Here is a 14663-nt window from a genome sequence, read left to right on the forward strand (position 1 = left end):
AGGAAAAAATCATGACCGTCCACATTAGTGAGCACCCATTAGTAAAACACAAAACAACACTCTTACGAGAGAAACACATCTCGATAAAAAGCTTTAGAGAGCTAACTAATGAACTAACACAGCTTTTAATGGTAGATGCAACAAAGTCGCTTACACTTGTTGAGAAAACTATTGAATGTTGGGCTGGCGAAATTTCAGGGCCGACTCTTGAGCATAACCAACCAACATTAGTGCCTATTTTACGAGCTGGTCTTGGTATGCTTGATGGCGCTTTGTCTATTCTACCTTGTGCAAAAGTAAGTATTGTAGGTTTTAAACGTAATGAAGAAACATTAGAAGCTGATTATTATTACCAAAATATTGTTAATGATATTGATCAACGCTTAGCGATTATAATTGATCCTATGCTTGCTACTGGTGGAACAGCGATCGCAACTATTGACTTACTAAAAGAAAGTGGTTGTACTGAAATTAAAGCATTATTTTTAGTTGCTGCGCCAGAGGGAATAGATGCATTAGTAAAAGCTCACCCAGACGTTGAATTGATTATTGGCGCCAAAGATGAGCGCTTAAATGATAAAGGCTACATTATTCCAGGATTGGGTGATGCCGGTGATAAAATATTTGGTACACTTCAATAAGCTTAAAAACTTGCAAGCCAAGAATTTATTAACTTGGCTTGCAAGTTATATTGATAAAGCAAAAGCGCTTAGCCTTCCTTCCACATGACAAAACGATCTGTAAGGTAATTTACTTATTCCAAGATCATACTTTCACAATAAGTTAAATTATCCACCCACTAATAAAACTATATTCATTAACCAAGTAGAATTAACAAATATAGCTTAAGCCATGCTTAAGAAATTGTTTGATAAATTACAGGCGCTTCTTCAGGTGCTTTATCAGTGATCGTTATAGCGTCTATATAGGTTTTACTCGCTAACTGCACATCAGTGTCACTATTAGCATGAACTCTTGCAAGTACATCGCCTCTATTAACTAAAGTGCCTACAGGTAAAACTCTATCAAAGCCAACACTATGATCAATAGGCTGTCCATTGGTTAAACGTCCACCTTTCATTGCTACTATCGCCATACCAATATTACGTGTCTGCATTGCAGAGATATAACCATGCTGAGGCGCTAGTATTTCAACAATTTGATCAGCTTTTTTCATTGCATTCCATGGGTTTTCCAATAAATCTATTGGGCCACCTAAAGTGTAAATCATCTTTTCAAATAACTCAGCCGCTTTACCTGTATCAAGAACATGATTAATTCTTATTAACGCGTCATCTTTATCTTTAGCAATTTTGGCAGTTATTAACATAGCCGTTGCTAAAGAAACAACAACCGCATGCAAGCGCGGCTCTCTTTGTTTTCTATTAAGGTACTTAACTGTTTCGTAAATCTCTAAAGCGTTACCCGCGCTAGTACCTAATACTTGGTTCATGTCGGTAATAATGGCTTGAGTGTTAACTCCTGCATTATTTGCAACATTTACAATGCTTTGTGCAAGTGCTTGCGCATCTGTCATAGATGCCATCATTGCACCATTACCTACTTTAACATCCATCACTAAAGTATCTAAACCGGCAGATAATTTTTTTGATAGAATTGACGCAGTAATTAATGGAATTGACTCAACAGTAGCCGTTACATCTCGAATTGAATACAAACGCTTATCTGCTGGTGCCAAATTATCTGTTTGCGAGATAATCGCCATACCAAGTTCTTTAACCGTTTTTTTGAACAACGCAATACTCGGTTGAAGATTAAACCCTGCGATACTCTCTAATTTATCAGAAGTACCACCTGTATGCCCTAAACCACGACCTGAAATCATTGGAACATAAGCGCCGCAGGCGCCAACAATAGCTGCCAACATAAAGCTTACTTTATCTCCAACACCACCTGTTGAATGTTTATCAACAACAGGACCGTCAAGCTCAGGCCAAGCCAATACATCACCTGAGTTTTTCATTGCCATAGTTAAATTAACAATCTCATCAGTATTCATTCCCTGTAAATAAACTGCCATCGCCATAGAGCCAACTTGAGCATCACTAAAGTCACCTGTGACTAGTCCACTAACGAAGTCTTGAATTTGTTGTAGTGATAAATTTTCACCATTACGCTTAGACCTAATAATTTCCTGAGGCAAAAACATTTATATTCCTTACTTATTTAAAAACTTAGGTGTAAATGCGTTCGGTAGTAATTCAGCTACCGACCAGTGCATTTTTTTACCTAAATGATTGATTGCAGTAATTTGAGCGTTAGGCTCAAAAAATTCAGCAATCACCTGTCTACATGCACCACACGGCGGTACTAATGTGTCTTGTTCCGTATAAATAACCAGTGTTTTAAAAGAGGTTTGACCCGATATAATAGCTTGTGCGATACAATTACGTTCGGCACAAACGGTTAAACCATAGGAGGCATTTTCTACATTGCAACCACTAACAATGGTATTACTTTCTGTTAATGCCGCAGCTCCAACATGAAAGTTACTATAAGGCGCATAAGCATTTTCAAATGCTAATTTGGCACTTTCAGCCAGTATATCGGCATATTGCTCTGTCATTATATCAATTCCTGACCGTTTGGTCGATTTATACCAGATAGTTATTATACTAATTGAAAAAAATATTTGTTCATTCAGCGAGAATTAAAAGGCTTAGAGGCAAGGCACTGATTACAGATAATGGTTTATCCCCTTATCAAAATCAGTAACGCTGCGTATAAGCCTTTTAAACTCGCCCTTGGGAGCTCGTCAGAAAAGTGATAACTTTACAAATTGATTGGATGGAGAATACTACACCTTCATCAATTTGCTTTGTGCTAACTTCCCTGACGATGCTCTGAATTGGTCAAATAGTTATTTCAATTGGTATTAAATGTACCGTAATCTATGTGTTATACAAGTATATTAACCGTATAAAATAAAAAACCGCACATTATAGTGCGGCTTTAAAATACAGATTAATTATAGAAAATTAGAATGTATATTTAACACCTACTTTAATATACCAAACTGAGTCTTCACCTTCGATGCTATAAGAGCTATTCTCAGCGCCAATAGGACCAATACTGCTGCGGCTATTAGGGCTATACACTAACTGACCTGCATCATTCCATGTAGCGTTTGCAAACTCTTTGTTATAGCCACCCTCTGGAACATATACATGGCCCCAGTCTTTATTTAGCAAGTTAGCTAGATTTTTAACCGTAAAGGTTAACGTACCTTTATGATCTTTCATCAAACCTGGGATATCTTGCTGAATTGACAAGTCCATCGTAGTTAGCCAAGGACGATTAGAAGCATTTTTGTCCACGTAACCACCGGCAAAACCTTCTAAGCCTGCAGGGATAACATATTCAGCCATAAGCTGTTCATACGTCATACCACGATCATAAGCTACATTTGGATCATCTGCGCCAGAAGGTATATAAGGTGTCTTAGCATTATATTTTGACATGTAGTAAGGGTCACCTAATGAACCATCTTTATAAGTACCCATTACCCAACCATACGGGCGGCCAGATCTACGTTCAAAGAATAAGTTAATACGCGTGTTATATCCTTCGAAAAACTCTTTTTTATAACCTAAAGCAATTTTTAAACTATGCTCTATTTCATAATTACCTGCGCCTAGCGTATCGATATTACGACCGGTATCATAAACATTATACTTATAGTTTGAAGCAGCTTGCGAGCTAGTGCCAGTGTTACCATCAACAACATCTTGGTTAGTATAAGACATTGTCATATCAAAGCCGCTATCCCAAGTTTTACTTAAACTTGTCGTAATAACGTTAGAGTAGCCATCTCTATCAGCATTTGTTAACAAAATATCATAATGATCTGGGCTTGACGCATCTACTGGCTCATAAATAATACGACCATCTTGAGTCACTTCACCACTTGGCTGACGATTTAGATCACGCCACGCTAAAGAGTCTTGCTTATCAACGTAAATATATTCAGCTGACCATTTCCAGTCTTCGCCTAAAGATGGAATTTCGAATAAATAATCAAAACCAACGCTATAACGCCACTCTGATGGTGTTTTAAAGTTAGAATCGATTATATCTGTTTCGCCATCTGCTGTTACATTTGCTAATGAATCTTTCATTGATTGAGGAACTTCAAGTGAAGTTAAACCAGTATAATCTTCTTCATTTGTTACGTAATTAATACCACTTTTGCTATATGAGTTTGAAATCCATACATTTGGCTTACCACCACTGAATAAACCAACGCCGCCGCGTACGGTTAAATCATCACTTGCATACCAAGTCATTCCTACGCGCGGTAACCAGATATCTGTGCCGTCAAGGTTCTCTTGGTTATCGTAGCCGTAACGCTCTTCAAATTTAGGGTTATATCCAGGCTTATCATTCGAGAAAATTCGCTCATAACGTAAACCAAACGTTAGGTCGATATCAGCACTTAGTGCCCAATCATCTTGAACATATAGAGAGTATGTACCCATAACAAGTGAAGCGGCTGTATCGTCTTGGTTATTAGATGGTGCGTTACCGTAATATAGCTCACCGTTACCAGCAGAAAAATCTTCAATACTATCAAACGACCAAGCCCCTAAAGTTGCTTCTGCGAACATGTTAAAAATATCGTTTCTTTCATATTGCATACCAAAAGCTAACTTATGATCACCCACTAAATACTCAGCGTCTAAATTTGCTCGCCAAGTTTTAGTTTCTAAGGCGTTTGCATGACGGTAATTATCTGGACCAAAGTTAATAGCACGGTCTATAGTAACTTTACCGTAATCACGTGTTGCTACGCCTGAAATAGACTCAACATCTTTATACGAAACCGCAAATTCTGTAGTAAAATCTGAACTCCAGTCCGAATATAGATGCATTGCGTATGAATTCATATTTTGCTGATAATCATACCAGTTAGTAGACGTATTTAATGTGTACTTGTTCCCAGTAATATTACGAATGCTATTACTTTCATCTCTGTTGTAAGTAAATGAAGCACGGTGATCAGCATTAATGTTCCAGTCTAATTTGATTAACACTTTTTCATCTAGCTCTTGAGGATCGCCATCCCAGCCACCGATATCATCAATGCCATAACGGTCTTTAGCGATTTGAGCAATTTGATTAAACTCTTCTAAAGTTAATTGAGTTGCAAGTGGTTTATTACTACCTTCTGGACCATAGTCTGACACTGTTGGTTTTTCAAAATTTTCATAGTTAGCAAAGAAAAACAACTTATCTTTGATGATTGGGCCACCTATGTGCACACCCCAAGTATCACTTTTAACACCTTCAACTTCATTATCTTCTGAATAGCTAGTGTCATAATCGCCAGCCCAGCTGTCTGAAGTTTTCTCGTAGAAGACACCGCCATGAAATTCATTCGTACCTGATTTAGTTACCGCATTAATTCGCGCACCACTAAAGCCACCAAATTTAGCATTATATGGGTTAGTATCAATTGAGATCTGATCAATAGCATCTAATGAAATTGGTGAACGTTGTGTTGGATAACCATTACCATTTAAACCAAAATCGTCATTAAGGCCAACACCATCAACGTTAAGGCTGTTAAAGCGAGGGTTAGAACCTGCTACCGAAAAGCCATTGTCACGACCACCTAGCGATGTCGCTAGTGGGTTTTGTCTTAGGATATCTTTCAAGTCACGGTCAAAAGAAGGTGAGTTTTCGATGGAATCTGAACCAAAAGAGCTTGAACTACCCGCATTTTGAGTAAATGAGTTTTGACTACCAGTAATAGTAATTCTTTCAACATTTTGCTCTTCGCCTAACTGTTCATTCAAGCGAAATGTTTGACCTAATTGCAAAAAGATATCGCCTTTAGCAATATCTTGAAACTTATCAGAGTCAATAAAAATCTGGTATGGACCACCAACACGTAAACCAGCTGCACTAAATGAGCCTGTTTCGTTAGTAACAACTTCAGTCACTGTACCTGAAGGCTGATGGATTAGCATAATTTTTGTATTAGGTGCTGCTTGACCGTTAGGTCCAACAATTGTACCTCTTACAGAAGAAGAGGTATCAGCCGCCATAGCAGAGGTGGTTAAACCAAGTGCCAGAACTACAGCACTAGTAAGTTGAGAGAGACGATGGGTTTTCATCTTTTTTTTCCCTTGTGTGTAAGTATTATATATTTATATTTTCAGTGTTCAATTAGTGTTCAATAACTGTTTATTCAACCTTAATTTTAGCAGATAAAATTCTATCAACAGCAAAATTAAAGCAAATTTATCTTACAATTTTATTACAATATTTTAGAACAGTAAAAAATACAAGTTCGCTTACTTCAAATCTTGTAGCAAAAAACATATAAAATTTATTATTTTAATTTTAATTCAACACGTTAACTCGAAACAACCTCTTTAAAATAAATTCCAAAAAAATTGAACTTTCTTACTAAAACACAATTTGCAAATAAAAACCAATAAATACTGACCACTTGGTTAAGACAATTTTATAGACTCCTAAATATCCATATATAAACAAAGGTCCTTAAAGCATATAACATAACCTTATGAACAGAATATTTTAATACTTATGAGAAATAATAATAACAACCAATATAAATCTAACAAAAGGTTAACATTTACACCGTAAACTGGTTAAACAGTTATAAAGAGCACTTTTTCTATTTATGTTTTGTATCATAAGTACTATGCTATGGCTAAAACCCAATGTTATTTGAGATTAAAATATAATCAATATTGACCTTTTGGTTATATGAAATACCAACATTTTAATGACAAAAATGCTTTTGCCTGTTAAAAAGTAATTAATTTAAGACTAATAAAATGACAATTATGTTTGATAAAAAAGCTGATAAGGCAATAAACAAAAAGCAAGGGAAGATCAGAGTTAAGAGTCAATCTATAATCTTAGCTGCTGCTTCTGATGAGTTTATTTTACAAGGCTATAAAGGCGCAACAGTCCAATCTATTGCTGATAGAGCCAACTTACCGAAAGCGAATGTGCTTTATTATTTTAAAAACAAGGAAAATATATATCATGCAGTGCTTGAAGAAACCCTTGATATGTGGGACCAAGGCATTGGTGACATAGTATATGAAGATGGGCCTAAGCTTGCTATCGAAAAGTTTATAGCTGCTAAGGTTAAAATGTCTTTCCAACACCCAAGTGCATCAAAAATCTATGCCATGGAGATAATTCAAGGTGCTTTACACTTAAAAGAGTTTGCCCGTACTTATCTTAGAAAGTGGGTAAAAGAAAAAGCTAAAATTTTTCAGCAATGGATAGATGAAGGGAAAATGGAAGATATTGATCCAGTAAAATTGATCTTTTTAATCTGGTCTAGTACACAACACTACGCAGATTTTGAAACGCAAATTTTATCTGTAATGAATAGGGCTGACTACGAAGAAGAAGACCAGGAACAAGTAACGCAGTTTTTAACTGAGTTTGTTTTACGTGGTACAGGGATCAAATAAGGTTTCACTTATGCTAAAAAATATAACGATTCGATCTGCTATAATATGTACCTTAGCTTCTATTTTAACGACGACAACTTATGCAATGACTAAAGATACCCTCAGAATTGCGACCTTCAATGTGAGTATGGATGCGTCTAATTATGTAGTCAGTAAACCTGATAATGCAACACAGTTAAAAAGCTCAGCTCTTAACCAGGCACTTGATTCACAACATCCGCAGATTAAAAATATTGCTGAAATCATTCAACGTGTGAACCCTGATATTATTTTACTTAATGAGTTTGATTATCTTGGACCTACGGATAAAGCGTTAACCAAATTCATTAACCAATACTTACAAAAATCACAAAACAATCAATCTCCAATTAATTTTCCGTATTTTTATCAAAATAATGTCAATACTGGTGTTAAAACATCATTTGACTTGAATAACGACGGTAAAATATCGTTACCTGGCGATACACATGGCTTTGGGCACTTTCCTGGGCAATATGGTATGGCAATTCTTTCTAAATATCCGATTGACTTAGATACTGTGCGTACTTTTCAATTATTTAAATGGAAAGATATGCCCAACGCATTAAAACCAGTTGATCCCAATACTAACTCTTCTTGGTATAGTGAAGATGCTTGGAATGATTTACGCTTATCATCGAAGTCTCACTGGGATCTACCTATTAATGTAAACGGCGAAATTATTCATGTGCTAGCGAGCCACCCTACTCCTCCAGTATTTGATGGACCAGAAGATAGAAATGGTAAAAGAAATCATGATGAAATTCGCTTTTGGGTTGACTATATAAACAAAGAAAAATCTACCTACATTTATGATGACAAGAATGTTTATGGTGGTTTGGCTGACAACAGTCGCTTTATTATTTTGGGTGATTTAAATGCGTCAATTGTCGACGGTGATGCAATTAACAGTGGTATAGGTGCGCTTTTACAAAATACTTTAATCCAAGACCCTGTGCCTGCAAGTGAGGGTGGAGCCTCTCATTCTCTTGATAACGAACATGCAAAAAATCACACCGCTTATTGGCGAATGCGAGCAGATTACACCTTACCCTCTGCACATGGGTGGAAAGTAAAAAACTCTGGTGTTTTTTGGCCAAATAAAACGGAAACCACCTATTCCCTTATAAAAGACAGAAGCGCATCGTCAGATCATCGCTTAGTTTGGGTAGACCTACTACTGACCAAATAAATAACATGGTTACTAATTCAATCACTAAGAGTTAATTAAATATGAAAAAAATACTTACGCTGTTCTTGTGTTCAAGTTTAAGTTTCTCATTTGCTGTACAAGCTAATGAACAACCCACAGTAAATAAAATTAAACCTAAAAACATTATTATGATTGTTAGCGATGGAATGGGCCCAGCCTACACTACCGCTTACCGTTATTATAATGACGACCCAAATACACCAGAGATTGAAGAAACAGTCTTTGATCGACATTTAGTTGGCATGAGTTCAACTTACCCTGCGCCTGTTTCTGGCTATGTAACTGACTCTGCTGCTGGTGCAACAGCGCTTGCAACAGGTGTTAAAAGTTATAATGGTGCCATTAGTGTTGATGTAAACAAAAAGCCTTTAAAAACAGTATTACAACAAGCCAAAAAGAATGGAAAAAAAACAGGGGTAGTGGTTACTTCACAGGTTAACCATGCTACACCAGCGTCATATATTAGTCATAATGAAAGCCGTAGAAACTACAACGCAATAGCAGATAGTTATATCGACAATGGAATTAATATAGATTTACTACTTGGTGGTGGTACCAACTATTTTGTACGTGAAGATAGAAACCTGATTGACGAATTTAAAGCAAAAGGTTTTGACTATATCGAAAGTTACGATCAGCTAAATACTATCCGTAGTGACAAATCAGTTATTGGGCTATTCGCGCCTATTGGCTTACCCTGGGCATTAGATGACAGTAACAAATACAGACTTTCAGCAATGACCAAGGCTGCAACCGCGCACTTAGAAAATAATAATGGTTACTTTATGTTAATAGAAGCAAGTCAAGTTGATTGGGGCGGACATAGTAATGACATTGCTTCAGCAATGGCTGAAATGGATGACTTAGCAGAAACACTTATTTATTTAGAGCAATACGTAAAAGAGCACCCTGATACTTTAGTTGTTTTAACTGCGGATCATAGCACTGGTGGACTTACCTTAGGTGTTGATGGTGAATATAAATGGGAGCCATCAGTGTTTAAAGGTATGAAGCAATCTAGCCATTCAATTGCCCAAGCGATAGCTGAAAAAGACATTACAGCTGAACAATTAGCTCAAATGCTTACTTTTGCTTTAACCGATGAACAGTTTAGCCAGTTACAAGTGATAAAAGAAAATAAAGCGGATGATATTAAAACCTATCAGTTAACTCGCCAGCTATATACAAAAATAAATCAGTTTATTAGTGAGAAAAGTTACACCGGATGGACTACAGGTGGACATACAGGGATAGACGTACCCGTATTTGCGTTCGGTAAAGGGCATTCTATATTCAGTAAAAAAATCGATAACACTGATATCGCTAAAAAAATATTCAAATTACTTTAAATACACTTTTAGTAATAAAGTCAAAAAGCACTTCTAGAAGTGCTTTTTTCATTTTTATTCTTTAGAGTTAATTTTTTTATCAATAAATCGGCTTGGTTTAGCTTTCCACCTTTGATATTTACTATGAACCCCTCGCGTTAACATTTGAGAATACTCTTCAAGTAAATCAACACCAAATAAAATCGAAACCACTAAGCCTGAGAAAACAATTGCAGCAAAGTAATTAGCATGAGAAATGCTAATTCCTATGGCTGATAATATCCAAATTGTCGCCGCAGAGGTAACACCAACAACAGCCCCGTCTTTTGCCAACATTACACCAGCACCTAAAAAGCCAACCCCTGTAATTACCTGACCAATAATCCTCGACGGATCGGTTATTTCAGTACTAACACTGGTTGCTGTTGCCATAAAAATATAGGTACCCAATACAACCAGTGACGAAGTTCTTATGCCAACAGGTTTTCCTCTAAATTGCCTTTCTAAGCCAATAACGGAACCACAAAAAATAGCCGTAAGAACTGCTGTCCAGTCATACGGCGTAATATCTATATAATAAAAAATAGTAAATTCCTTAACGCCTTACTTAATTCCACTCGTCATAATACTCATCGTGATCATCGTTAAAAATATCTCGTGATTTTTTTCTATCTTTTCTATCGGTATGCTTTTTAGCAAAGCTCAAATTATTTCTATCACGAAAGCGTTTAGAATTAGCATGTTCACTCATTTTTGCTAATTCAAACTCAATATCATCGTTTGGGTTTGATGGTAAGTTGGTATTCATTGCTCTCTCGTTAACTATATCAATTAAACTGAAATTATTAATGGCATTGAGCCAATACAATATTTTGCATGGTCCCCATTTTCATATTGAAAGGAAAGCGAAAAATTTTTATCGATATGATTAAAAAAATGATATAGCGTTTTATTTCGAAAGCCTCACAATTCACAGCCAACTCTTTACGTAATAAATTTATCCATAATGGAAAATACAAAATTGTTAGACAATGTAGTTTTTAGTCATGATCGATTATCAATATATAACTTTGGAGATGATTTTCTTTCTGAAAGTTCAAGCATCGATAAAAAATTACTAGAAAACGGTATACGCCATAGAGATGCCGTACAAATAATTGTTCCAACAGGTGAGTACTGGTTATTTGACTACGGTGTTGTTGTCTTTTGGGGCGTAGATGAAGACGAGCGTCAAGCGCTTATTCATCGTATAGTCAAAGAAAACACTCAGTCCATTCAAAGAGCAGAGGAGCATCTGCGCTTTACATTTACAGATGATGTTAAAATTAATAAAGATGTCGTGTGTGTACCTAAAGCAGATACGCTTTCTCGTTTAGCTGTAAGCCATGCATTAGCGCAGTCAAGCAAGCTTTCTGAATTTGAGTTGCAAGCGCAAAATACAATTATTAATTACTCTCACTTACCTGAGGAACTCGCAAATAAAGGCAAAATTTCTATTACAAGAAAAGAAGTAGCAAAAATCAGAGGGCGATTATTTGGTACGAAAAGCGCGATTATATTACATTACGGCTTACTTGATACACCCGATTTTATTTGGGCACATCCTGAATATGAAAATGTTTATAATCAAGTTGCACGTTATATGGAGATTCATCAACGTGTTGAATTGCTTTCGAAGAAACTTGAAACTATCCATGAGCTTTTTGAGATGTTAGCGGATGAGCAAAAACATCAACACTCTTCTTTTTTAGAATGGATTATTATTATATTAATTGCTATTGAAATTGTTATATTTTTTGTAGAAGAAATCAAAAAATTAGCGCAGTAACAAAAGGTTGTTGAGGTTAATTCAAAAAATCACCGGTTCATGAGGCTTAATTTGTAAAGCGACCTTTTGATTGAGTAAAAACAATTGGTCGCTATAAAATCTAAGTTGGGTAAATGACAAGCTATCGTCTGTTTGGGCTAAACTAGAGCACACATAGTAATAACCTTGTTCATTTATAGAGATATGATCTATTTTCACATTAGGCTCAAGCGCATCAACAACCTTAATATTCTGAGGTTTAAGCAATAGAAAAGTGTGTTGAGCCTGATCATTTAGTTTCTTCTGTAAATCATTACTTACTGCGATTTTACCAAGTGCTGTCTCAATTGCATCGAAATCTAATCGCTTTATAGCTAGCCAACTGCCTAATTGTAAAAAGTCAGCTACTTGCCAACTCTTTGGCTGTTTACAAACCTCTACAGGGGTACCTACTTGTAATATTTCACCTTCGTGCATAACAGCTATTTTATCAGCAAAGCTAAATACCTCATCTTTATTATGGGTAACAAACACCGCCGAAATTTTTAATTTCTTTAATAAAGTACGAAGCTCAACCATTAGTTCATTTCGCAAACGCGCATCAATATTAGAAAAGGGTTCATCGAGTAATAACAACTGTGGTTGTGGAGCCAAGGCCCTTGCTATGGCAACACGTTGTTGTTGTCCGCCAGATATTTGATGTGGAAACCTTTTTTCTAAACCTTTTAAGGCAAGTAACTCCAGTAATTCTTCTAAGCGTTCAACTCGCTCAATTTTAGGTAAGTGCTCTATGCCAAAAAGGATATTCTGCTCTGCCGTTAAGTGTGGAAAAAGTGCATAATCTTGAAAGATCATACCAACATTACGTTGTTCAGGGGGGAGTGTATTTTCAGGTGTGATAACCGTACTATTGTTAATGATTAACTCTCCTTTATTAACCTCAACAAAGCCTGCAACGGTATTCAGTAACGTTGTTTTACCGCAACCACTAGGTCCAACTAAGCCAAGAATATCTCCTGCGGCCAAGTTAAGCGCTATTTTAGAAAGAATTGTTTTGCCTTGAAGCTCAACAGACAAGTTACGAATACTTAATACATCAATCACAGAATTTCCTAATTAACTTCAACATTGTCAATTTTCATCATCAACAAGTACGTAAATTTTTATGGCTCATTACGCTTTTGGATCTCGGTTTAACCACATAATTGGTAACAAGCCTAATATCACAATAAATATTGCGCCAAGGGCTCCTTGTTCTAACATTTCATCTGAAATTAATTGATAAATTTGAGTACTTAACGTCTCAAAGTTAAACGGCCTTAATAACAATACTGTGGGTAGCTCTTTCATTGTTTCAACAAATACCAACAGCCAAGCAACTAATATAGAAGGCTTTAATAATGGTAAATGTACTTTAGTCAGCATTTTAGGTAAACCCACACCTAAACTTGAAGGTGCATTATCAAGTGACTTAGATATTTGGCTTATACCACTATCAATCGTACCATTAGCAATAGCTGAAAAGCGTACAATATAAGAAAAAATAATAGCAAAGATAGAACCAGAAAGAAGTAAGCCTGGTTCTGGTTGGTTAAAGTATGCGGCAATATCATTAATCATATAATCAATGGGCGCAAATGTAGACATCATCGCCATAGCTAATACTGTACCAGGGATAGCATACCCCATGCCTGTAATATGTAACGGTAACGCTGAAAATCTATCGTTGCTTAACCGCTTGAACAAGCTGATGATTAACGCGACAACAACCGTTAAACTTGCGGCCCAAATAGCAATTTTAATGCTATTGGATCCCATGGGGATTAATGATAACAATTGTTCGTAAGAGCCATACTCCCATACCATTATCACCAATAAACTAAAAGGTAAAATAAAGCCCGCAATGACTAAAAACCAACAAAATGTACTCGCTATTATTTGCCAAAATTTTGGTAATATTATTAATTGTTGATTTTTGTTTACACGATTTGACTGGTGCAGTTGCCCTGCTCTTGCTCTACGCTCAATTACGATAACAAAAAATATAAATAGCATTAATACACTTGCCAACGCATTAGCTGCAGCTAAATCGCTGTAACCTAACCAAGTGTCGTAAATTGCTGTTGTTAAGGTATTAACAGCAAAGTATTGAACTGTAGCAAAGTCAGCTAAGGCTTCCATTAAAACTAGGCTTGCTGCAACAGCAATTGCCGGCCTTGCAAGTGGTAAAGCCACTTTAATGAGACTTTGAAAAGTAGAATAGCCTAATGTTCTGCTTGCACGGAGAAGATTTTGGTCTTGCTCTTCAAACGCTGTGCGGGCAAGCATGTAGATATAAGGATAGAGAACAAAGGTAATAATAATAACCGCCCCACCCAATGTTCTTAAATCAAAAAACATATAATCTGCAGGTGAATTCCATTCAAATAACGTTCTAAGCGCACGTTGAACCGGGCCAGCATAATCAAAAAAGTCAGTATATAAATAAGCAACTATGTAGGCTGGCATAGCTAAAGGTAACATTAGCAGCCAACGGAGAGTGTTTTTCCATTTAACATTGGTATAAACAATAAGCGCGGCACTTATTACACCAAATACTAACGACAATAACACTACACCTACACCTAAAATTAAGGTATTAGCTATATAGTCAGGTAAAACAGTTTGCCATAAATGTGAGAATAAAGAAGTAGATGCACGCCCACCCTGAATTAATAACACCACTAACGGAGTTAGTAGTGTTATTGCAATTAGATAACAAATAGCTCGCCAAAAGCTATTTTGTGACTTGGCTATCACTTCAAAACGTTAAT

Annotated in this window: 12 protein-coding genes; 5 read left to right on the plus strand and 7 right to left on the minus strand. The window is 36.2% G+C overall.

Annotation, left to right across the window (positions count from 1 at the left end; all coding sequences use genetic code 11):
* The first annotated feature begins 11 nt into the window (after positions 1-11).
* The gene (gene upp, locus QUD79_RS08785) at positions 12-641 is read left to right on the plus strand and encodes a uracil phosphoribosyltransferase (RefSeq protein ID WP_184424089.1); all 630 of its coding nucleotides are present in this window, start codon (positions 12-14) and stop codon (positions 639-641) included.
* A 215-nt stretch (positions 642-856) separates the two neighbouring features.
* Here upp and deoA read toward each other — a convergent pair whose 3' ends face one another.
* The 3 genes from deoA to QUD79_RS08800 all read right to left on the minus strand — a co-directional run bounded on the left by deoA (position 857) and on the right by QUD79_RS08800 (position 6140).
* On the minus strand, positions 857-2170 hold the full coding sequence (gene deoA / locus QUD79_RS08790) for a thymidine phosphorylase (RefSeq protein ID WP_184424090.1): 1314 nt from the start codon (positions 2168-2170) through the stop codon (positions 857-859).
* A gap of 9 nt (positions 2171-2179) precedes the next feature.
* A complete protein-coding gene (locus QUD79_RS08795; RefSeq protein WP_184424091.1) occupies positions 2180-2587 on the minus strand; it encodes a cytidine deaminase in 408 nt (135 codons plus the stop codon).
* 412 nt (positions 2588-2999) lie between these two features.
* Positions 3000-6140 (minus strand): TonB-dependent receptor, encoded by a 3141-nt coding sequence (locus QUD79_RS08800; RefSeq protein WP_184424092.1) that lies wholly within the window; start codon positions 6138-6140, stop codon positions 3000-3002.
* A 690-nt stretch (positions 6141-6830) separates the two neighbouring features.
* Between QUD79_RS08800 and QUD79_RS08805 the strand changes: the two genes are divergently transcribed.
* The 3 genes from QUD79_RS08805 to QUD79_RS08815 are packed head-to-tail and all read left to right on the plus strand — an operon-like array spanning position 6831 to position 10064.
* Positions 6831-7484, plus strand: coding sequence for a TetR/AcrR family transcriptional regulator (locus tag QUD79_RS08805; RefSeq protein ID WP_246454935.1), 654 nt, complete (start codon positions 6831-6833; stop codon positions 7482-7484).
* Between the two features lie 10 nt (positions 7485-7494).
* Entirely contained in the window at positions 7495-8694 is a 1200-nt protein-coding gene (locus QUD79_RS08810) for an endonuclease/exonuclease/phosphatase family protein (protein WP_184424093.1), read from the plus strand.
* Between the two features lie 41 nt (positions 8695-8735).
* A complete protein-coding gene (locus QUD79_RS08815) occupies positions 8736-10064 on the plus strand; it encodes an alkaline phosphatase (RefSeq protein ID WP_184424094.1) in 1329 nt (442 codons plus the stop codon).
* A gap of 54 nt (positions 10065-10118) precedes the next feature.
* Here the strand turns inward: QUD79_RS08815 and QUD79_RS08820 are convergent, their stop codons facing one another.
* Both QUD79_RS08820 and QUD79_RS08825 read right to left on the minus strand, forming a co-directional pair.
* On the minus strand, positions 10119-10628 hold the full coding sequence (locus QUD79_RS08820) for an MgtC/SapB family protein (RefSeq protein ID WP_184424118.1): 510 nt from the start codon (positions 10626-10628) through the stop codon (positions 10119-10121).
* A gap of 22 nt (positions 10629-10650) precedes the next feature.
* Positions 10651-10851 carry a hypothetical protein gene (locus tag QUD79_RS08825; protein WP_184424095.1) on the minus strand — a complete coding sequence of 67 codons (201 nt, stop codon included), beginning with the start codon at positions 10849-10851 and terminating at the stop codon, positions 10651-10653.
* Between the two features lie 198 nt (positions 10852-11049).
* Between QUD79_RS08825 and QUD79_RS08830 the strand changes: the two genes are divergently transcribed.
* Positions 11050-11871: an RMD1 family protein gene (locus QUD79_RS08830; RefSeq protein WP_184424096.1), complete on the plus strand. Its 822-nt coding sequence runs from the start codon at positions 11050-11052 to the stop codon at positions 11869-11871.
* A 21-nt stretch (positions 11872-11892) separates the two neighbouring features.
* Here the strand turns inward: QUD79_RS08830 and QUD79_RS08835 are convergent, their stop codons facing one another.
* Positions 11893-12954: an ABC transporter ATP-binding protein gene (locus tag QUD79_RS08835; RefSeq protein WP_184424097.1), complete on the minus strand. Its 1062-nt coding sequence runs from the start codon at positions 12952-12954 to the stop codon at positions 11893-11895.
* Positions 12955-13023: 69 nt separating this feature from the next.
* Positions 13024-14649, minus strand: a complete 1626-nt coding sequence (locus QUD79_RS08840) for an ABC transporter permease (protein WP_286287712.1) — start codon at positions 14647-14649, stop codon at positions 13024-13026.
* Positions 14650-14663: the final 14 nt, after the last annotated feature.

It is taken from the genome of Thalassotalea piscium (assembly GCF_030295935.1).
Lineage (GTDB): Bacteria > Pseudomonadota > Gammaproteobacteria > Enterobacterales > Alteromonadaceae > Thalassotalea_B > Thalassotalea_B piscium.

Bases quoted from the DNA above. Each gene is read 5' to 3' on its own strand.
- upp (WP_184424089.1), top strand. From the start codon at position 12: ATGACCGTCCACATTAGTGAGCACCCATTAGTAAAACACAAAACAACA.
- deoA (WP_184424090.1), bottom strand. From the start codon at position 2,170: ATGTTTTTGCCTCAGGAAATTATTAGGTCTAAGCGTAATGGTGAAAAT.
- QUD79_RS08795 (WP_184424091.1), bottom strand. From the start codon at position 2,587: ATGACAGAGCAATATGCCGATATACTGGCTGAAAGTGCCAAATTAGCA.
- QUD79_RS08800 (WP_184424092.1), bottom strand. From the start codon at position 6,140: ATGAAAACCCATCGTCTCTCTCAACTTACTAGTGCTGTAGTTCTGGCA.
- QUD79_RS08805 (WP_246454935.1), top strand. From the start codon at position 6,831: ATGACAATTATGTTTGATAAAAAAGCTGATAAGGCAATAAACAAAAAG.
- QUD79_RS08810 (WP_184424093.1), top strand. From the start codon at position 7,495: ATGCTAAAAAATATAACGATTCGATCTGCTATAATATGTACCTTAGCT.
- QUD79_RS08815 (WP_184424094.1), top strand. From the start codon at position 8,736: ATGAAAAAAATACTTACGCTGTTCTTGTGTTCAAGTTTAAGTTTCTCA.
- QUD79_RS08825 (WP_184424095.1), bottom strand. From the start codon at position 10,851: ATGAATACCAACTTACCATCAAACCCAAACGATGATATTGAGTTTGAA.
- QUD79_RS08830 (WP_184424096.1), top strand. From the start codon at position 11,050: ATGGAAAATACAAAATTGTTAGACAATGTAGTTTTTAGTCATGATCGA.